General features: G+C 45.2%; 19 protein-coding genes, 1 pseudogene and 1 riboswitch. Of the genes and pseudogenes, 12 read left to right on the plus strand and 8 right to left on the minus strand.

Annotated features, from left to right (window positions below):
* Positions 1 to 818 (minus strand): RNA-guided endonuclease InsQ/TnpB family protein (locus BVJ53_RS09540; RefSeq protein ID WP_137295987.1); only part of this gene is annotated, 818 nt, incomplete at its 3' end.
* Between the two features lie 74 nt (positions 819 to 892).
* On the opposite strand from BVJ53_RS09540, the gene tnpA reads away from it, so the two are divergent.
* A complete protein-coding gene (gene tnpA, locus BVJ53_RS09545) occupies positions 893 to 1,342 on the plus strand; it encodes an IS200/IS605 family transposase (protein WP_129302212.1) in 450 nt (149 codons plus the stop codon).
* 457 nt (positions 1,343 to 1,799) lie between these two features.
* Here tnpA and BVJ53_RS09550 read toward each other — a convergent pair whose 3' ends face one another.
* Positions 1,800 to 4,013, minus strand: a complete 2,214-nt coding sequence (locus tag BVJ53_RS09550; RefSeq protein WP_129302213.1) for a coiled-coil domain-containing protein — start codon at positions 4,011 to 4,013, stop codon at positions 1,800 to 1,802.
* Between the two features lie 779 nt (positions 4,014 to 4,792).
* Here BVJ53_RS09550 and BVJ53_RS09555 point away from each other — a divergent pair.
* Positions 4,793 to 5,329, plus strand: coding sequence for a hypothetical protein (locus tag BVJ53_RS09555; protein WP_129302214.1), 537 nt, complete (start codon positions 4,793 to 4,795; stop codon positions 5,327 to 5,329).
* Positions 5,330 to 5,777: 448 nt separating this feature from the next.
* On the opposite strand, the gene BVJ53_RS09560 is transcribed toward BVJ53_RS09555, so the two are convergent.
* Together BVJ53_RS09560 and BVJ53_RS09565 are read right to left on the minus strand one after the other, a co-directional pair.
* Entirely contained in the window at positions 5,778 to 6,425 is a 648-nt protein-coding gene (locus BVJ53_RS09560) for an ABC transporter ATP-binding protein (protein ID WP_129302215.1), read from the minus strand.
* Between the two features lie 3 nt (positions 6,426 to 6,428).
* Positions 6,429 to 8,546: a DUF1430 domain-containing protein gene (locus BVJ53_RS09565; RefSeq protein ID WP_129302216.1), complete on the minus strand. Its 2,118-nt coding sequence runs from the start codon at positions 8,544 to 8,546 to the stop codon at positions 6,429 to 6,431.
* A 427-nt stretch (positions 8,547 to 8,973) separates the two neighbouring features.
* On the opposite strand from BVJ53_RS09565, the gene BVJ53_RS09570 reads away from it, so the two are divergent.
* The 3 genes from BVJ53_RS09570 to BVJ53_RS09590 all read left to right on the plus strand — a co-directional run bounded on the left by BVJ53_RS09570 (position 8,974) and on the right by BVJ53_RS09590 (position 10,991).
* The gene (locus BVJ53_RS09570; protein ID WP_238150161.1) at positions 8,974 to 9,543 is read left to right on the plus strand and encodes an ATP-binding cassette domain-containing protein; all 570 of its coding nucleotides are present in this window, start codon (positions 8,974 to 8,976) and stop codon (positions 9,541 to 9,543) included.
* A 126-nt stretch (positions 9,544 to 9,669) separates the two neighbouring features.
* Complete coding sequence (locus BVJ53_RS09580; protein WP_129302218.1) at positions 9,670 to 9,984, plus strand: helix-turn-helix domain-containing protein; 315 nt, start codon at positions 9,670 to 9,672, stop codon at positions 9,982 to 9,984.
* A 758-nt stretch (positions 9,985 to 10,742) separates the two neighbouring features.
* Positions 10,743 to 10,991, plus strand: coding sequence for a hypothetical protein (locus BVJ53_RS09590; protein WP_129302220.1), 249 nt, complete (start codon positions 10,743 to 10,745; stop codon positions 10,989 to 10,991).
* 154 nt (positions 10,992 to 11,145) lie between these two features.
* On the opposite strand, the pseudogene BVJ53_RS09595 reads toward BVJ53_RS09590, so the two are convergent.
* Positions 11,146 to 12,144 (minus strand): annotated as a pseudogene (locus BVJ53_RS09595) (alpha-L-rhamnosidase C-terminal domain-containing protein); the annotation flags it as partial.
* Between the two features lie 348 nt (positions 12,145 to 12,492).
* Positions 12,493 to 12,548: riboswitch (Fluoride riboswitch) on the plus strand.
* A gap of 79 nt (positions 12,549 to 12,627) precedes the next feature.
* On the opposite strand from BVJ53_RS09595, the gene BVJ53_RS09600 reads away from it, so the two are divergent.
* Both BVJ53_RS09600 and BVJ53_RS09605 read left to right on the plus strand, forming a co-directional pair.
* On the plus strand, positions 12,628 to 13,038 hold the full coding sequence (locus BVJ53_RS09600) for a fluoride efflux transporter FluC (RefSeq protein WP_129302221.1): 411 nt from the start codon (positions 12,628 to 12,630) through the stop codon (positions 13,036 to 13,038).
* Positions 13,035 to 13,382, plus strand: coding sequence for a fluoride efflux transporter FluC (locus BVJ53_RS09605; protein ID WP_129302222.1), 348 nt, complete (start codon positions 13,035 to 13,037; stop codon positions 13,380 to 13,382). Before BVJ53_RS09600 ends, BVJ53_RS09605 begins: the two co-directional genes overlap by 4 nt.
* 562 nt (positions 13,383 to 13,944) lie before the next feature.
* Here the strand turns inward: BVJ53_RS09605 and BVJ53_RS09615 are convergent.
* Both BVJ53_RS09615 and BVJ53_RS09620 read right to left on the minus strand, forming a co-directional pair.
* Positions 13,945 to 14,586, minus strand: a complete 642-nt coding sequence (locus BVJ53_RS09615) for an SDR family oxidoreductase (RefSeq protein ID WP_129302224.1) — start codon at positions 14,584 to 14,586, stop codon at positions 13,945 to 13,947.
* Positions 14,587 to 14,865: 279 nt separating this feature from the next.
* Positions 14,866 to 15,795 carry a metal ABC transporter solute-binding protein, Zn/Mn family gene (locus BVJ53_RS09620; protein WP_129302225.1) on the minus strand — a complete coding sequence of 310 codons (930 nt, stop codon included), beginning with the start codon at positions 15,793 to 15,795 and terminating at the stop codon, positions 14,866 to 14,868.
* 199 nt (positions 15,796 to 15,994) lie between these two features.
* On the opposite strand from BVJ53_RS09620, the gene BVJ53_RS09625 reads away from it, so the two are divergent.
* The 5 genes from BVJ53_RS09625 to BVJ53_RS09645 all read left to right on the plus strand — a co-directional run bounded on the left by BVJ53_RS09625 (position 15,995) and on the right by BVJ53_RS09645 (position 19,390).
* On the plus strand, positions 15,995 to 16,114 hold the full coding sequence (locus tag BVJ53_RS09625; RefSeq protein ID WP_129302226.1) for a putative metal homeostasis protein: 120 nt from the start codon (positions 15,995 to 15,997) through the stop codon (positions 16,112 to 16,114).
* Positions 16,115 to 16,203: 89 nt separating this feature from the next.
* Positions 16,204 to 16,473, plus strand: a complete 270-nt coding sequence (gene rpsN, locus BVJ53_RS09630; protein WP_129302227.1) for a 30S ribosomal protein S14 — start codon at positions 16,204 to 16,206, stop codon at positions 16,471 to 16,473.
* A gap of 345 nt (positions 16,474 to 16,818) precedes the next feature.
* Entirely contained in the window at positions 16,819 to 17,562 is a 744-nt protein-coding gene (locus BVJ53_RS09635; RefSeq protein ID WP_129302228.1) for a metal ABC transporter ATP-binding protein, read from the plus strand.
* Positions 17,559 to 18,452: a metal ABC transporter permease gene (locus tag BVJ53_RS09640; RefSeq protein ID WP_129302229.1), complete on the plus strand. Its 894-nt coding sequence runs from the start codon at positions 17,559 to 17,561 to the stop codon at positions 18,450 to 18,452. Before BVJ53_RS09635 ends, BVJ53_RS09640 begins: the two co-directional genes overlap by 4 nt.
* Complete coding sequence (locus tag BVJ53_RS09645; RefSeq protein ID WP_129302230.1) at positions 18,449 to 19,390, plus strand: metal ABC transporter solute-binding protein, Zn/Mn family; 942 nt, start codon at positions 18,449 to 18,451, stop codon at positions 19,388 to 19,390. The genes BVJ53_RS09640 and BVJ53_RS09645 overlap by 4 nt, the downstream gene beginning before the upstream one ends.
* Positions 19,391 to 19,551: 161 nt before the next feature.
* Here BVJ53_RS09645 and BVJ53_RS09650 read toward each other — a convergent pair whose 3' ends face one another.
* Complete coding sequence (locus BVJ53_RS09650; RefSeq protein WP_047105461.1) at positions 19,552 to 19,884, minus strand: ArsR/SmtB family transcription factor; 333 nt, start codon at positions 19,882 to 19,884, stop codon at positions 19,552 to 19,554.
* Positions 19,885 to 19,912 lie beyond the last annotated feature (28 nt).

Consider the following 19,912-nt stretch of genomic DNA (forward strand, 5'->3'; position numbering starts at 1 on the left):
TTACTGTTACGTAACGGTCGATGCTCTTTCTTTGCCCTTCGGGCACGGCGCGACAAAACACGTTGGGCCTTAGCCAGTCGTCCCTTAATCGTTCGATAGTAGCGCGGATTTGCGACAACTTTGCCATCACTGGTCGTCAAGAAGTTTTTCGTGTTGAGGTCAATGCCGGTTTGCCGATTGGTTTTGGCAGGCTTCGTGATGAACGGTGTATCAGAACCCAGCTGCATGGATAAAAAGAAACGGTCCGCAGCGTCCTTAGTAATCGTGACCGTGCCAATGCGAGTTTCTGCTTGCCGACTCAGCAATCGTTTGTGGGAGCCTTTAATGCGTAGCCGACCTAACTTAGGCACTAAGACGTGCTTGAGGTCTTCAAAGCAGACGGTCCCATTGGTTAGCTGCGCCGTTTTCTGCTTGATATATTGGCAATTAGTTTGATAGCGCCACGCATAGCTTTTACGGTGGAATTTTGGGACGCCAGTACCATGAACCTTCCGAAAGGCTTTCCATGCCTTGCGGTAGTTCCGGATAGAGTTAGCCTTAGCCAGACTGTCAATGCGCTTGTCTTCTAAGAATTGGAAATGATTGGACATCTGCTTGGCATTTTGCCGTAATTCAAGCTGCTTGATTCGAGCTTGAACCGTATCAATTGGCAGCTTGACTTGTTTTAATTGCCAGAGTTCTTTACCGATCGCCACCATCTCGTTATAGACGAAGCGACTGGCATCGCTGTTAAGCTTAATCAATTGCTTTTGGCGGTCACTTGGGTAGATGCGAATCTTCAGTCCATAATGATATTCTAATTGTGCCATTGACTTCATTTAATCTCACCTCTTTTCTTGCTATAATGGTATTGTAGCATTGGCCAATGATGACAACAATTGAGGTGACTTTTATGACTCAAGAAAAAATCCAAGACGCGGTTTATACCAGACGTTATATCTATAATTTTCATTACCATTTGATCTGGGTCACGAAATATCGCCATCAAACTTTTGTAACTAGGAAACTGACAGACGAAATGAAGGTCATTTTGCAAAAGGTTGCCGATGATAATGAGATTTTGATCGAAAAAATCGAAGTCATGCCTGATCATGTCCATGTATTGATCAGTTTTCCGCCAAGCAAGGCACCAACCAGTGCCATCAAAGCGCTCAAGGGCAGAAGTGCCTTTATCTTTCTTAAACGGCATCCGGAAATTCGCGATTCTCAAGATTGGGGTGGGCATTTATGGTCACCCAGCTACTACATGAGTACACTTGGCAACATGAGCAAGGACGCTGTTGAGAATTACATCAACAACCAAAAATACAACGAACTGAAAAAGCGCCCTAAAGGGCGTTGAGAGAGGGCCTATCCATCCCATGACTAAAGTCACGGGATTTCCGGCCAGTCATAATTAAATCTGGTTGGCTTGAATGAATAAAAAATGTTAACGCCGGCAAAAACGCGTAACGGTTAAATTTTTAACAGTCCTTGTGTCGGCACCTTCATATACCAGTCACATGAAGTTACGCAGTTTCTTTATAGTTATAGGAATTATTCAGGTATTAAGCTTTTGAAGCCCCAACTTAAAGTGACAGTGATAAAAGTCTGTATGATAAAGCCTTAGCAATGGCCAATGCGATGACTAATCCCAAACAGTACCGCTTTCAGACACAACTTTTGTTTATTTTGACTCGCCGAAGTTTGCAAGCCTTCAAGCACAGTTGAAGCAGCTGTGAGCTCATCCAAATGAGAGCAGAGCCCGGTTTTTATTGTGTGACCGACTTGCAGTCAAGTCCTCTTCATAGAGATCTTGATTAATAATCGACGGGCATTGAAAGTTGAACTGGTAACGGTGCTTGATTGAGTACGTTAACGTAAAGTGGCAACTTGGCCTTTTGGGCTAAAGCGCTTTGTGTGTTGACGTTGTTGGTGATAAATGCCTGTTGTTTGCGCTCGGCCATCCAGCGAGTAAAGTCGTCCGTGTCAACAACGGCTTCATCGACAAACGGCACTAACTTGACGTCGGACTTGGCGGTTAAATCACGGTAGGCTTTGGACTTGAAGTTACCGATCATAGCGCCTTCCTGTGGGAATGACTTTTGTAGCCACCAAACATTGAGGGCCGTAAGTGAGTCGAAAGAGTTGATTTGCAAACCGGTCTCGTTGAAGACGCTAATGTCTCTTAACTTTTGACCTTGGTATGTTGCTGAAACGACGAGCAAACCATCACGACGATAGAATTCTTTGCGTGTGATATCGTTGGCAGCGTCATAGAATGTGTTGGCCGATAGAACACCATTCTTACGGAAGAAACTTTCTTTCGTAACTTTGTCACCTTGGCGATAGGCAATCTTTGCAATGAGCTTGGTTGGCTTCTTTTGGGCGTCGAGTTGATAGGTGACATGCATGTTGGTTTGACCATCCGGCATGGTAATGGTTTCGGCCGTGTGGGTTGCATTCCATTGCCGATTTTGGATATTGGCAGGGAGTGTTGCCGCGTTTTCGGTGCCCTCGCCAGCATTTTGCAATTGATAAAGGCAGTTGATAATTTGTACTTCATCTGGATTGAAGTTGTTAGCCATTGACCAAGCATCAATGGTCGGAACCAAATCAATGTTGAAATAGGTCGTGAAAATACCGACCTGCTTCTTTGGCATTGATTGTAACATGTCACTTAATGGAGCCAGCGCATCAGAATCATGTGCAGAGAACGAATCAATATCCAGAATTAACGGCGCATAGTCAGCTTCACTCAAAGTATGAACTGGCTCCGAGAAGTTCAACCATGCGGTGATGCCATCACTGAGCGTATGCAATTGGTCATACAAACGTTTAGACTCGTCTGTTAAATCGGCCTGTTGATGCTCAAGTTTGTCTAATTGGGCTTTGTCGTCAGCCCGATCATTGGCCACTTTAGCTTTCATTGTATCAAGCTTGCGTTGCGCATTGGTGATGGCTTGGCCGTTGGCATTTTGATCGCTATTGATTTTGGCGATTTCATCTTTAGCTTGGTTAATTTCATTGATATTATCTTCAAGCTGCTTCTTCAAGCTGATCTGCGTTGCGGTTAGCTTTTTTTCACCGGCCTTAATGTCATCAATTTGCTTACGATGAGCATCGGCAAAAGCGAGAACTTTTTCTGGATCTTTGAGACCGGAAAAAGCAGACATGATTTCCTCTTCATCTTGCTTGAATTTCTTACCCTGCTCAAGGACCATTTGCGCTTGCTTTTCTAAGGATCGGCGTTGGCGGTTGAGATCATCAAGGGTGCCCTGTTTGGACTTGAGCTGGATTGCGATTTTATTGGCTTGATTTTGTAAATCACTGATTGTCTTTTGCACAGGAACTAACTCGCTACCATCATTTTGGGCCATGCGTTTTTGCATGGCTTTGATGTCGCGTTGTGTTTGGGCTAATGTCAACTTATTTTGAGTTAAAGCGGCCTGCAAATCGGCACGTTTAGCAAACATATTCGTTTGAAGCGTTCGCCGTGCCTCATTGTATGTAGAAATTGCTTGTTTCAAGGTATTCTTGGCATTGTCAATTTTAGCCGAATTTGCGGTAATGTTTGTTGCTTCGGCTTGTGTTGGGGGATTCGATACATCTCCTGATTTCTGCTCATTCTGTTTTGGCTTTGTCGTTACCGGCTTATCGGCTTCTTGTGACTTAGTTGCAGAAGTTGCCACATGGGTACTTGAGGCGGCTTGGGCGTCGGAGGTTGATGCTGAGGCGGATTGCGTCAACGATGAAGATGTCGACTTGGTAATAGTCGTCGTTGTGGTAGATGCAGTAGCAGAATGCAAATTGGCAATCGGGCGATCCGTCATCGCGGTTCTCGCCCCGGTTTCCGGAAGTGTACGCTGTTTGGAAGTGACTTCTTGCTTGGGCTTAACAGTTGAAGCAGACGAAAACAGACCAGCATAGCCGGCTCCTGTCGTCGCGTTCGAATTTTGTTCACTTTCCTGTTGGAGCTTGTTTGGCTGATTGCGTAGAAATTGATTCCGCCCCTTTTTTCCAAAAATACTCATTTTTAAACCACCCCATGAATTAAGTTTTCTTTTTCTACTAAACAATTGAAGCATTATTCCCACCTGCTAATTGTCTTGTTCGCTTGTGCCAGTCCGTCATCATTTTCGTCCAGATCGCTGATTCTGGTCGACACATCGCCTAACCTCAATCGTATTATAAAGCATAATTACATGACCGATGCACGAATTATTAAACTTGTTGTTTTTAACCTCAAGAGGTTCTGACAAAACTTTGTCTTCAAGCAGCGACATTGTCTGGCTATCCGGCGTGATGACAATTAGCCGAATAAAAGCGTTCTTTTAAGTACAATTAAATAATGAGAAACAGGCAAAATCCCATGTGCTTATTTTACAGCAAAGAACCGATTTAAAAAAGAATTTTATTGTTGAATATTAATTACTCTAAAGTTGAAAATTCTTTTCGATTTTTTTCATCTTGACTGGCGTTTCAAGAGATATCCAATCCAAAAGAGGACGTAGAAGTGCGTTCTGAATCACGGTCATGTTATAGCTGTCAGTGCTGTTGACTTTTACCATTCACTTTGAGAGACGCAAAATATTTCTCTGTTCACAGACAGCGAAGAAAGTTGCCAAATAATGATTACATAAGTGTTCTTTGGCTTTTTTGTGTAAGGCGTTGCCAGCTTTTTCCATAGCGCTGCGGCGGCCCAATCGTTGCGCGGCTTGGCTGGCTGGGAGCTATGGAAAATGGTATTGTAGTTATTGACCTAGGGACACTATCTGGCATGCAAAATAACGACCTACTGGAGGAATGCAACGTGCGAAAATTAATGAGTTTATTGGCTCTTATGGTGACGATTGTCGGCATTGCCGGCTGTCAGTCAAAATCATCAGATTCGTCGGCTAAAAAATCTTCGACGATGGTGACAGCCAATAAGTTTGACCAAAAGGCGCTTCAGAAACGCTATACCAAGATCTCGGATACTGTGATCCAAACCTTAACCAAGATCACGGTGAAAGACGACCAAAAAGACATTATGGCGTCGGCTAAAAAGGGGGGTGGCGATTTAGACAAAGTCACCTTGGAACTACAGAACAATCAGCCAGCGTCCGGAATTGGCACTAAAAATACCAATGCTGACCTGACCAAGGCGCTGATTACATACAGCCAGACCGCCACCGATGCCTTGAAGAGCCTGCAAGGGAATGATTCCAATGCTTTTCAGTCGGACGTCAAGAACTTCTTCAGTCAAGCTGCCAGCATCGGCAAGCAGTACTTTAACGGCCAATTGCCGGTTTCCATTCAAAAATTTTCCCAGAATCGCCAAGCTGTTACAACGATTCCAAGTAAATAAAAGGCTTCAATGAGCCATGATTAAAGGTTAGTTTGCGTTTGGCCGGAAAATGACGCCGTTCAAAAAATTCCTATTGGTTATTAAAGTCGCCTGTATGCTCATATATGTAGACGCCAAATCCAGTATCAGCGTCATTGGCAGTAAAGTTTATTTCTTAATGGTTGGCAGTTTCAACGCTGTCATTAAAATGCGAACGCGTTTGCATCTAACCAATAGATTTGATTTTTAGTTAAAGCATCCTCTACCCAATCAGGACGCTCACTGGTTTGACGGATTTCCCAAACAGTGGCTGGTTTGCCTTTATAGAGGACTCTTATGATTGTCACCGTCCTTGCCGATTAAGTAAAAAAGCGGTGGGCTCGGGGATAATTAAATTAACCCACGTTACGATAACACCCCACCGCTTCGGTAGTAGCAAATTTCTTCGGCCAAACCCGAACATCTTCAACTAATTCTCTGATGAAGACCCAATCGCGATCGTGCGGGAGCATTCTCTGGCCACCAGCGGATCGTGGGTTACGATAATCACGGTTTTCCCTAGCCGATTAATGTTCTTGAGTTCGTTTAAAATGAGGCTGCGATTGTTGCCGTCCAGTGACCCAGTTGGTTCGTCGGCAAGGATGAGCTTGCTGGGCTTGATGAGGCAGCGGGCGACAGCCACACGTTGTTGTTCACCACCGGATAACTCGAATATTTTGCGGTCAGCGTAGCCACTCAGTCCGACCGTTTGAAGCGCAACGTCAATTTGTTTTTGACGTTGCGCTTTATTCAGCTTGAGGTATTTCTGGGCAATTGCCAGGTTTTGCCCGACCGTTTCGTCATCGATTAGGGCAAAGTTTTGGAAGATATAGCTTATTTTCTCACGGATGGTGCGATTGGCTTGGCGGCTATTTGGCTTAATATTTTTGACGCCATCGAATTCATAGGTACCTGAGGAAAAATCGTCAATCAACCCGATGATGTTCAGCAAAGTTGATTTGCCTGAACCGCTTGGCCCCATGATCGCCACCATTTCACCTGTATCAATGTGGAGATTGAGGTCATCGAAAATCGTTTTAGAAGCGAACGTTTTGGTGACATTTGTCAAGTCGATCATGGCTTATTCCCCCTTAAGAACCTGGACGATATTTTTGTTTTCTTCGTGATAAAGCATGGCGAAAGAGACGAGTAGATCGCAAGCGGCCAAAAGGAGGCCAACAACGATGGCGAGCGCTGATTTCTGAAGCATAAATGCGACGATGATTTGCGTCACGTACATTAGAAGAAGGAAGCCGATAATCTGTTGGTAGCGATCAACCAACTTGATGCCTAGCACGCGCAGAACCGATAATTTGAACTTGTGCGTTTCGAAGTACAAAAAGCTGGCAAAGGCAGAGACGATAAGTGAGATCAGGAAGGTGATGATCAGCAGGCCTGCAGAAATCTGTAAGCCTAGGCGCGAAGAATCGGTCTCGTTGTTTAAGATCGCGCCGATAGTGGCAAAGCGCAATTCGATGCCGCCGAGCTTTTGCGCATTTGTCATGGCCTTGAGTTTTTGCCGGTTTTGTTTGGTGTTCGTGATTCTCAGCGGGTTTGAAACGTCTGCAGTTAGCAATTGATTTTGACTCTTGTAATCGAGTTTTTGCGGGTTGATCACTTCAAAAATGGGGTTCGAAGTGGCGTGCCATTTGCCATCACTGGAGAAGTATTTAGCCTTTTTAGTAGTCGGCATGTAGTACTGGATAGCGACTTTTAACTGGTCAGGCGTCGTTTTCTTTTGTTCAGTTTCGGATAGTCGATCGTAGGCGAGTAGCTGGCTCAAAAGCTTGATGTGCCGATCATTTTTGCGGGATATTGGAACCAAAAACTGGTTAGACAAATGCTTTTTAGCAGAAAGATTAAGTGAACGCAGGGCATTTTGATTAACCCGAACGACTTGATAGGCGTCTTGGAGTTTGAAGGTACTTGCTGCGGGGTACCTAGTCAAATTTCGCCGCGGATACACGGTGCCTCCGGATATGAAATCAGCGCCAAGTTGCGTGTCCAACTGCGAGAAAACGGCGCCGAGCCTGGCTTCGTTTTTGCCGTTGTTCAGCTCGAAGTTTTTCAGCGCTTCGCCTTCAAATCCTAACGAGTTAATGGTGAGCTTTTTCCCCACTTCAGCTATCTGATTGTAGCGCTTCGTCGCGGCCACGATGTCTTTGATGTTGGCAAGACTGCCAATCAAGAGAACAGTGGTCAAAATAATCATCACAGCTTTCAAAACGGCAAGGAGAGCAGTCCCGAGTTTGAAGCTAATCGCATTTTTAAGAAATTGAACGACTTTAATACTGCGGATCAATACAAGGACAATGAGGATGGCAAGCACAAAAATCAACAGAACAGCTATCTGTGAGGCACCCAACAATGTCCAGAAACCCTTGGGAAAATAGTCAAAGTAAAAATAGCAAGCCATCAAGACGAGCACACTCGATGCAACCGTCGTGATAATGGGCAGTCGATAAAGTTGAAGCAGAATATCACGAGTGGACAGGCCGGCAATTTTCCAAACCCCAATCGGCTTGATGCGGCTTAGTGCCAAGGCAAGCACGCCCAATAAAGACAGCAACGCTAAAACGCTAAAGGCAGCGGCGTATATCAACAAATCCCGATTCACATATTCCTTTTCAGATTGCGTCTTTGGCGTCAGCAGTTCTGACTCCGAGACGTTGAAAAAAGCCACGAATTCTTTGATGATGGCATTTTTGGAACTATCAGCAGCCGGAATGATCGTATAGATGCCGTTTGCCGATTTGTCACCGTTCCTGAAATAAGCTGCCATGCTTTGAAGCTGAATGTTGATGCTCTTTCCGAAAACCGGAATATGCGGCTGTTCCTTTGATGAAGCGGTTTGCGTATAGGTCGTGTTGAGTTTTTCGAAAAGATTGATGCGCTTGGGATCCTGAAAAAAGTTGGTGTAAGGAAAGCTTGACCGATCAACAACCGCTGATTTTAAGACTGTTTGGTTCGGAAAATCAGTCCGAATGATTGAAGCGTATTGGGTTTTGGCAACGCGTTCAAAAAAGTTCAGGGTTGCTTGCGCACTTTTATCGGTATTTGAAAGGTAGATCTTAAATGAGGCAGGGGTTGACTCAATGTTTTCAACTCTGATCTGATCTTTGGTCTGGAAAATATTAATGACAAATAAAGCTGCGAGAAAAACCATTAATGAAAGAAAGACACTGACGACTTTTTTCATGATAACCCCCTTAAATTGCGGATCATGTCTCTGCTCCAAGCATGATAACCACACATTCTGCCCAACAATATGATGTTTTCGTCATTTTACTTCACGTTTTATGAAAGCGTCTACAAAAAAGAATTATAAAAAGGCAAATATTTGTGGTGACCAGTTATCGGAACCCTTTTTTACCTGGCAATAAACTGCCACTCGCGTTATTTTTGTCTTGCTAAACCAGCCTGATGATCGGGCAGAAGCCATTGCCTTTTTTCAGGATTATGTCGCGGATGGCGGGTTAACGGATGGTGATGCAATTACCAAAGCGCTCGGGACACCATAGTAACTTGGTCGCCAGATTTTAGCGGATTATGCCATCAAAAGCAGTGCGGCTTCCGGTGCAGCGGCCTCGCCTAAAGCAAATGCCCGCCAGATCAAGACGATTGTGTTGGCTATTTTGTCAGCACTGATGACGATTCCGGTTGGCATTGCGCTGTTCGCGATTGTCTTGGCGCTCTTGATCGTGATTGCGGCTGTCAGCTTATCGATTTTGCTCGTGCTAGCTGGTACGACCGGTTTGGGTTTGGGTGTCGGCGCCTTTTCGATCTTCGCTGGACTATTCCTGTTGGCCCATCCCATGGTGGCATTGAGTTATGTGGGACTTGGCATCGCGGCGATTGGCTTGATCGGGCCAAATGGTGCCGGCAAGTCAACATTTATGAAGATTTTGGCGACGTTACTGCGACCTACAGCTGGCGATGTGTTGTTGAATGATCAAAGCATTTTACGACATCCTGGCAAAATGCGGCGGGTGTTAGGTTATATGCCGCAGACCGTCCCGATTAATCCTCAGTTGACTGCAATGGAGTATTTGCAATATTTGTCAGCACTCAAAGGATTACCAACCACCAAGGCCGACCGCCAAATTAAAGCATTGTTGGCGCAAATGCATTTGCAGGGTGCCGCCCATGCGCGCTTAGGTGGGTTTTCCGGCGGCATGCGGCAAAGGTTGGCGTGATGGTTGGTAGATTAAAATCAAGTGTATTTTTTGACCGTGTTTGCAAAGGGTGACAAGGCCAACATTACTACACGAGAGAAAAATGATCTGAGAAAGGTAATCAGAAAGTTGAAGGAGCGTTTTTAAATGAGCAACAATGTAAAATCAAGTAGTAAGGTTCAGCGAGGCATCAACGAACTTGATGCACTATTAAATGGGAATGACCTCGGCTTTGTATTCCACACTCGGAAAATCCCAACGCCGCCTAATTACTCAGCCGAGGAAATCAAAAATATACGGAAACAAATTCCGGCCACGCAACGTGCTTTTGCGCAAATTATCGCAGCCTCGCCAAGAACTGTTGAAGCATGGGAGTCTGGTAAGAGTCATCCAACAGGCCCCACCCGTAGACTTATTCAGATAATCGCACAGAATCCCAAAGAGGCAAGAAAGTTCATCTGACAATCTTTAACGTGGTTTTCTAGGAATCTAGCAAAAAGACGGATCATGATACCAACTTCAAACTAAAATGCCCTGAAATTCTGAATAGTCTAGAATTTCAGGGCATTTTTATGTAGGCACAGAGACCGCGGCCTTCAATGGTGTGCTTACAGGGCATATAAACCGCGTCGAAAGGTTGATAGAGTTTGTTGTAAAAGAATAAGATAAGTCAATTATTCTGAAGGTAAGTTCAGGTTTTAAAGCTAAAATATCAAATTATTGGAAAATAAATTCTTGAAAAATAACATCAACGCTCATTCGGGCTTCAAGGCTATTGTTAAGAAAAACACTTGCAAATTCAGGACATAAAAGCGTTCGAAATATTTGACTTTTATATCGATCTGGATTTAAATTACATTTGTGAAGGCGAAACGAATTTGCTCTCATGTTCTTCTGATTTAAGATGCTCGGCCGGCGTCAATCGATTTATTTCTAGTAACCCCTTGTCTTTCTAGAATAGGAAAGAAAAGAAATGAAGAGCATATTAATTGGTATTGTTCTCGTTGGGGCATCTTCTTTGGCTCTTGCTTCATCTAGCACGAGTATTTCAGCAGAACAAAATAATCCGAACAGTGATACGTCAAACTGGTCAGCAAGTCAAGTTACCAATTGGTTGAACTCAGGTCGGGATAAGCTGGCGGACGCGCCAGCATAGTTGGCTTGATAACTGGGTGATTGGTGTTTGGCACGACTAATCATCGCTGGCTGGAGGGGATCACATGAGAATTGATGACGCAACCCAAATCGTCTTCACAACGCTCGTCATCATCTGGATTCTTAAAACATCTAAAGGAAAGCTTGACAAAAGAACGAAAGGGTTAATCTGGATTATCAATGTTCTGTTGATTACTGCCAATTTTGCTGCGTATTTCCTTACAACGGAAAATAGTAAGTGGGCATTGGCATATGATTTCTCTTTCACCTTTATTCAGCTTGTTATACTTTGGTATTTTGCGCGAAATTTTTGAAGAACTTGCGCAAGAATCTGTAAACACCCTCAGCAGTCGTCCCCTGAGCCACATTTCATTCTTTTTGCACCAAGAACCAAAAAAGACACCTGAATCTCAAACTCGAGATTCGGTGTCTTCTTTTTAATTCAAGTGTTTTTCGGAAATATGCGCATCACTTACCCACAGTACCTTGTTGATAAGTAATCCGATAACTGCCGGCAGGGATGGTTAATTTCTGATCATCGTGCTGGACGGCAGTCGTCCAATCCTTTCCGAATTGATCCTGCACAGCTACATGTTGCGCTTGGGCTGGCAATTCGACCTGTGCTTATGCATTCATTGGGACAGCAACTTCTAAGATTCGGTTATCTGCTTCCTGCTGATAATGCACGGTGATGAGGCCTTTTACGGATGGGGTCGTGAGATTCAGGTGCGTCAGTTTGCCGGGGCGAACTTTGATTCTGAACGTTGAAAAGCCTGGTTCGATCGGCATGATGCCTAAAATGCCTTGGACGATGGTTAATCCCGGGGTGGCGCCCCATGGATGAGACAGGGTGGGGTTGGGTTTGTAGAAATTGCTCCTGGCTTCTGGGGCGATGGTGGCTTTTAGACTGTCAAGAATCGCGGCAAATGATTTGTGATCCTTTTGGTCGTTTGGATCTGTGAGCAACGTAATGGCATCGGCTGCGTGGCCGGATTCGAACAGGTCTTTGAGCATGAAGTAAATAAAGTAGATGCTGCCGACAAATTGGCCATCGTTAGCGACAAACTGGCTTAGACGATCCGCCATCGCCTGGTCGGTATAAACGCCATAGCAAAGTGCGTAAGCGGAGGCGTGGTGCGAGGTGTGACGGTTGATTTGCTGATCGGCATTCAGTGAATCAAAAAAGCGACCGGTTGCGTCATCGTACAACTTGGCGATCAAATTTTCCTTGATCGTTGCGGCCCGATCTTGATAGTGGGCGGCGTCGTCATCGTGATGAAGGACTTTGTCGATTTTGGCCATTGTCGAATAAGCACCGTAGAAAATCGCATTGAACGGCGTATTGTAGGTACCTTCAACAAACCCGTCACGCTCCGAAATCGGCCAGTCAACCAAGCCATCGTTGGTGACCAACCCGACTTTTTCAGCGAAGTTATCGACGCCCTTGCTATTTTTCAGGTAGTCAGTAGCATCGTAAACAATATAGTAAATTGCCGTGTGGTCCGTGCCGTAATCGTGTTCTTGCTGGCGCGCGGAACCCACACCGAGACAGCGGCCGTTAACGTATACGTCAAAGCTTTGAGCAAAAATCGGTTCATTGCCGCGAGCGAAGACAACCACAACTGTCGTGTCATCATCGTGAGTATCAATGATCAACTGGGGACTGCGAAGGGCAACGGCATTACCGATATATGTGCCAGTTCTTCGCCAGAGTTTGGTTGTGACTGACGTCAGATGCTTGTTGAGCGGGTAAAGGAGGGACGGCACGAATGAATGCGGGTTTTTTCGTGGGGAAAAGTTTGCTATAATTTTTTTGAATTGAATGGCGATGGTGTTCGCCTATACGTTTAGTTGATGACACCTACCTTGGAAATGACAGGGTAGGTGTCTTTTTATGTATGCGTGATAGAAAGCTGGCAGGAGACGCACGAAAAGGAGAATGGACAGTTTATGATGCAGCGAGAACAAGTACGGGTTGGTTGGCTAGTAGGTATTTTTGTTGGCGGGTTTTTCGGTGGTATTTTGCGTTATTGGATTAGCACATTAACAACTAATCAAGCAACAATGATGGGAACGACGATCGTGAATTTGCTAGGGAGCTTCTTGTTGGCATTGACCACTTATGGTTGGAACATGAAGTTTGATTTACCTGAATGGTTGCTGTTAGCAATCGGGACTGGCTTGATTGGCGGTTTCACAACATTTTCCACGCTTATGTTGGATTTCGTAAGTCTGGTTAGAACAAATGTGTTTGCGGCTATCCTGATGCTGAGCGTGAATCTTTTGGGTGGGATGCTCGCTGTAGTGGCAGGCGTGTTAGTCGCCAAATTCACGGTTGGAAAGGATCGTGGTGCTTTATGATAATACTGATTGGAATCGGGACAGGGTTTGGAGCGGTGTGTCGCTACAGTCTGACCGTGTTAGGGCGAACTTTATGGCCGGGTAAGCCATTCGCAACGCTGGTCATTAATGTTTTGGGTGCATTTTTAGCTGGTCTTTTGGTGGGATTGCCAGTGTTGTCGGCTTTTCGACCGCTGTTATTGACTGGTTTCTGTGGCGGATTTACAACATTCTCAACTTTCACGACAGACACATTTATTTTGCTGAGGAACCATCAATGGCGATTGGTGGTAGTTTATGGTCTGGGTAGTGTGTTGCTAGGAATACTGGCAGTGGCGGCAGGATTGACCTTGTCCGAAGTCTAATCAGGCTGGTTCAGAAATAAAAAAGCCGCCTCAACTAATGTCGAGACAGCCGGAACTATGGTAACCACCAATCAAAATCTTGCATTTGTTTTGGGTTGTAGGCTACTGAGGTTTGTGTAGAACAAGTCAGCCCGCAAACGAGCTTGTTCTTCTTCGTGGGGATCGCGTGGTGTGGCGATCAAATGCTCAACGCGTTTAAAAGTATGCTTGAATAGTGACATATAAAACATCTCCCCTTTGGTTGCTCCTGTTTACAATTCCATTGTAGGTGCTATGTCAAAGGATTGCAATCGGTCTAGGGCAAATGGAAACGTATTCATTGCAAAAAGTTTACAAAAAGATTGCAGATGTTACAATTCTTCGCAAGCGACGACAACTGGTGCGGGCATGAGCAGGCTCACGACTGTCAATAACCGTTTCAACATAAATAAACCCCTTTAATCGTAATCATGACGTTTTATAGCGTGGCCTAACGATATCGATGAAGCAAGCAAAATAATGTCAGAAGGGTATTTTGCGGTTATCAGAATCTTAAAGGAAAGCGCGCAACTGGATGTTCATATTAGTAGAAGGAAGGCTTATCACCTTGTGTGTTGGGTTGGTCAACGCCAAGCGACTCACCGATGTGTTGATCGGGATGATTGATGAGTTTGAAGACTAGGTCGGCAACACTACGCCGCGATACTTCGGTGCCTTTAAAGGGTTCGCCTTTTTGGGTCAGCTCATAACTCATGACATCCTTATTTGAAAGCCATGCTGGGCGGATAATCGTGTAAGCTAACTTGGAGCATTCAATGACCTTAGCCGCAGCAGCATAAGTTTCCAGGTAACCGCCGTCAAGCATTTTGTGGTTCCAGCGACCAAAAGCACCTGGAACTTCATCGTAAATACCTAACGTCGAAATCCAGATCAGTCGCTTGATATGATTAGCGTTCATCGCGTTGACAACGGAATTAGCCTGTTCTTCAATGTCATTGCCGCCTAAATTGGCATAAACGAGATCACTACCATTCATATCTTTCGTCAGCAATGGCGTGTCGGTGGCGTCGCCTTCATAAATCGTTTCCCGCTGATGATCAACGCTTTTTAGGCGTTCGGCGTGACGCAAAAACAAGTTAAGATGATGCTGGGTTTCGCGCAACAGGCGTCCGCGTACTAGCGTTGCAATTTGTCCGTGGGCGCCTAGAATTATGATATTTGCCATGCTTATCTTCCTTTCTAGTTTTTAAATTAATTTCATTGTAGCACTGTTGATTTGGAAGCAGGCGGCTTGAACAAGTGTCGTCGTCGAGAGCGTAAAAAAAGCACGCAACAAAATGCGTGCTTTCCGTCTGGCCGGAGGTGTCCGGTGCTTTTGACCCGGAGCTATGGTTTGTCATGTAATCAAAGCTAAGCGATTGACGAATTCGACAGGGGGATGTGTCTTGCCGAAATTAAAAGTAGAGGAGAAAAAGTGTGGCAAACCCTCGTGGCCAGGAATAGGTTATTTGCTTACTGATGTATCGCTGGATGATGCCTGATTCTGAATTCTTTCAAGCTGTTCATACTGGCTGGTCATCCAAGTCCGGTAGTTTTTACCTTTTGGCAGGGTTTCGGTTACGTTTAAGACTGGGACATGGTTTTGTTCAGCCAATTTGACCAAACGTGACACCGTCTTGGAAGATGCCTGGATGTTATTAACGAAGAAGGCGATCTTCTTTTCTTTAATATCAGTTTCGATACCGTGGATATCCTTGGCACTGTAATCGGTGCCGTCTTCGGTAGATCTGGAGAAGTGTTCATCGTTGACTTTATAGCCAAGGTAATCCAGCGCATAGCCGAAAACAGGCTCGGAAACATCAACGAGTTTGCCGTTTGCATTGGTCTTTAGCTTGTTGATTAAAGCGTTGAGATTGTCTAAAGAGGCAATATACTTCTTTGCATTGGCTTTGAACTTGGCTTTATCAGCCGGGTCTTTCTTGGCAAATCTATCAGCCAAGGCATTGGCCAACTTTGGCATGGTTCGCGGATCATACCAAATATGTTCGTTGTCGCCTTCCTTTTTGCCCATCAGATCGTCAGCAACCTTTAAGTAATTTTTCGACTTGTTTTCTGACTTGACAACCTTGTCCATCCAGCCGTCATAGCCGATACCGCTGGCAATCACTAAATCGGATTCTGCAACTGACTTGCCGACTTTAGTGGTCGGTTCATAATCATGCGGATCCACCGCCGGATTGTCGATAATCGACTGAACCGAAACTTTATTCCCGCCAACCGCTTTGGCGACCTCACCATAAAAATCGACGCTAGCAACAACCTGAATTTTGCCGTTGCTAGAACTGGATTGCTTTGTGGCACCATTACTGCTGCATGCTACGGCGAAAATTGCCAGCAATGCGACACTGATACCTGCAAGTAATCGCTTCATCATAAATACCCGCTTCCTTCCAAAACGTAATCATTACGTTTTAAACCATAATGCAAGTGCAGCAAATTGACAAGCAAAATTTTTAAATTTTAATACGAAAGCAATTGGCGCCAAAATTTCATTGACAGCAAAAAGACCGGCATGATAAGGTTAACTTCGTTATTTAAGCGTAATGATTACGATTAAAAGGAGCTGAAAAGTTTTGGAGAAAACTGATTTGGCAAGTTCGCGGCGCCGCATGAAAAGTCCAAACATTAAAACCCGCAAGCGTGCCTTGAAGATTTTGCACGAGGCGAAACGCAACAGACAAAAGAATCGATAAACAGCAGTATACGCTTGTCAATTTACGAAAACCAGCGACGTTAGGTGGCAGGTATGCTTTAACATAGAAGAATAGGATGAGGTCAGTGAATGGCTAAAATGTCAAAAATTGCCACGATCAAACGGCAGCAAAAATTAGTTCAACAGTATGCGGTTAAACGTGCGAAACTTAAAGCAAAAGGTGATTACATTGGGCTTAGCAAATTGCCGCGCGATTCAAGTCCCGTTCGCTTGCACCATCGTGATGCATTGGATGGGCGCCCACATGCGTATATGCGCAAGTTCGGCCTTTCACGGCTTAATTTTCGCGAGATGGCGCACAAAGGGCAGATTCCAGGTGTGCGAAAAGCCAGTTGGTAGGGTTGGCAGACACCGCTGAAAAGAGCGTGGTCTTTAGTTACGGTATTGATTATTGAAAATGCTTAAAATAACATACCTATAAACATAGTTCTATGAACAATCAGTGCGATTGCTCATGGAACTTTTTTTTACAGGTAATAGTAGCAAGCATATGTATTCGATTTCATTGTCTATTAGTGCAGCTTGATCAGTGATTGCCAAGAAGTAATTTGGTTAACTGATTATAACTTTAAATGGGTTGCCAATGTTTTTTAAGTATACCTTAAAAAACACTTGTCAGTAGGCTTGGTTTTCTGTAAGCTAAGAGTGGAAGCAAATTAGGTCACCCTAAAATTGGAGGTTCTTATGTTAACAGTCAAGAACCTGACCGTTGCCTACGCTGACACACCGGTGTTTGCTGATGTTGCCGTTCATTTTAACGCAGGCAAGATCACCGGGATCATTGGGCCTAACGGAGCAGGTAAATCGACCCTGATCAAAGCCATACTGGGATTGATCAAAGTACAATCAGGAGCAGTGGACTTTTCTGGCAAGACGCTTAAAGAAGTCCAGCAAGCCATCGCTTATGTTGAGCAGCGCAAGGATCTGGATCTGACATTTCCGATTAATGTTCTGGATCTGGTGCTGACTGGAACTTATGGGCGCTTGGGCTTGTTGAAGAGTCCTGGGAAAAAAGAACGTCAGGCAGCTTATGATGCGCTTGAACAAGTGGGATTGGAGGCGTTTACCAAACGCCAAATCAGTCAGTTGTCCGGTGGTCAGTTGCAACGGGTCTTTGTCGCACGAGCCATTGTTCAGCAAGCAGATATCATGATTCTTGACGAACCGTTTGTCGGGATTGACATGAAGAGTGAGCAGGAGATCATGACGATTTTGAACCAGTGGCGGGATGCCGGTAAGACGTTAATCGTCGTGCATCACGATTTGAATAAAGTTTCGAATTATTTTGACGAACTTGTCGTGATGAACCACGGCATTATTGCTGAAGGACCGGTTGAAGAAGTTTATACGGCCCGGAATATTGAACGGGCATTCTCGGCGGACCTTTCCAATGTACTGTTTGCAACTAAGGAGGGGGCGAGTGCATGAACTCATTGATTGAATTTTTTAACGCTTTAGGCAAGTATGACTTTCTGCAAAGCGCATTAGTGACCGCGATTATGGTCGGTATCATGTCCGGATTGATTGGTAGCTTCATTATTCTGCGCGGTATGTCGTTGATGGGCGATGCGATTTCCCATGCGGTGCTGCCGGGTGTGGCGGTTGCCTATATGCTGGGCGTCAACGTGATGATCGGCGCTTCGGTGTTTGGCATTATCGCCGCCTTGTTAATCGGTTTTGTGGCAGCTAACAGCAAGATTAAAACTGATACCTCGATTGGCGTTGTGTTCAGTGCGTTTTATGCTTTGGGATTCATACTGATTTCAATGGCAGAAAGCGCTACGAATTTACACCATATTTTATTCGGGAATATTCTGGCAGTTAGCGATAGCGACATCATGACCACCGCGATCGTCTTAGGCATTGTTGTCATGTTCGTGGTTCTATTCTATAAGGAACTGTTGATCACGTCCTTTGATAACACCTTCGCCAAGACGTATGGCTTGAACACTACAGCAATTCACTATGCCTTAATGCTCGTTTTGACTCTGGTGACGGTATCGGCCCTGCAGACAGTCGGCATCATTTTGGTGGTTGCGATGCTGATTACTCCGGCTGCAACAGCTTTCTTGTGGACCGACCGCCTCGAAACCATGCTTGTCATGTCGGCTAGTGTGGGTGTCATCTCATCCATCACCGGCCTGTATTTCAGCTTTACCTTAAACTGGGCATCCGGTCCGGCCATCGTGCTCGTAGCCGCCGTCTTATTCGCTATCTCATTTATTTTCTCGCCAAAACAGGCATTCTTTAGTTTTAGCAAGCGTCAGCGGACCAAGGAAGCCGCGGCGACTCAGACAGCGGAGGAGATTGTTCGATGAAAAAGATTTTAATCACAGTTGGCGCGTTAATTGTTATGATCGGTGGCGTATTTTGGTTCGTCAATAGCCGCAGCAATGCGCAAAAAGATGCGGCTAGCACGGGGCAAAAGTTACGCGTCGTGACAACCAACTCGATTCTCGAAGACATGGTCCAAAATGTTGGTGGTGAACGGATTGAGCTTTATAGTATTGTGAAACGCGGGACGGATCCCCATGAATACGAACCGCGACCGACTGATGTGGCAGCCACAAGCGAAGCCAACCTTGTCTTCCATAATGGTTTGAATCTTGAAACCGGTGGTAATGGCTGGTTTAAGAAACTGGTAAAAACCTCACACAAGGCGTTTGGCAAGGATGTCTTTTCCGCAAGTGCTGGCGTTACGCCAGAGCATTTGACGACCAACGTCAAGGAAGAAGATCCGCATGCGTGGCTGGATTTGGCTAACGGGATTCAATACGTTAAGACCATCACCAAAGTGCTTAAGGAAAAAGATGCCAAGAATGCTGATTACTATCAGAAAAACAGTGATCAGTATGTTGCCAAGTTACAAAAGCTGCATAAAACGGCGCAATCACGGTTCCTGGACATTCCGGAAAAGCAACGTGTTTTGGTAACATCCGAGGGCGCCTTTAAGTACTTCTCCAAGGCTTATCACGTGACTCCAGCCTATATCTGGGAAATCAACACCGAAGCTCAAGGGACGCCAGAACAAATGCAAACGGTTTTGGCTAAGATCCGGTCGTCAGAAGTTAAACATTTATTCGTCGAAACATCGGTATCACCGAAGTCGATGAACAAGGTAGCTAAAGAAACCGGACTTTCGATCTATTCCAAGATCTTCACCGACTCCCTTGCGGCTAAAGGCAAGCAAGGCGACACGTATTATACGATGATGAAGTGGAATCTCGACAAGATCCACGATGGCTTGGCGGGGTAGTGCCCGAAGCCTTTGATAAAGTACAGAGACATGCTCATGTGTGAAGTCGCCTAGTAATTGGCCGGATTCACATCAAAAACAGCGCTGCTCGCGGATTTTCGTAAAGGAATCTGCGGGTGGCGCTGTTTAGTTGGCATAAGGGGGCCTTGCTACGCGTGTTGTTACTCACCATGTCGTTTACCACGGGCGACGTGGTCGGCGTGGGCGAGCATGGCGTCGATCACCGTGATAATGTGAGGATCGTCCAAGCGGTAGTAATTCGCCTTGCCCACTCGTTTGGCGCTGACCAGCTGATGCTTACGCAGGAGTGCCAGCTGATGGGAGACGATCGATTGTTCGAGCCCCAATAAGTCGCCAAGCTTGCTGACGTTGAGTTCTTGCTGTTCGAGTAACTTCAACATCTGTAGTCGGATCGGGTTGCTCAGCAGCTTAAAAATACGTTCGGCTTCGGCAAGCTTAGCTGATTCGACTAATTTTAACGAGTTGGCAGTCATAAATGTCATCGCTCTTTTCTGAAATGGG

It is taken from the genome of Lacticaseibacillus chiayiensis, assembly GCF_004123795.1.
Lineage (GTDB): Bacteria > Bacillota > Bacilli > Lactobacillales > Lactobacillaceae > Lacticaseibacillus > Lacticaseibacillus chiayiensis.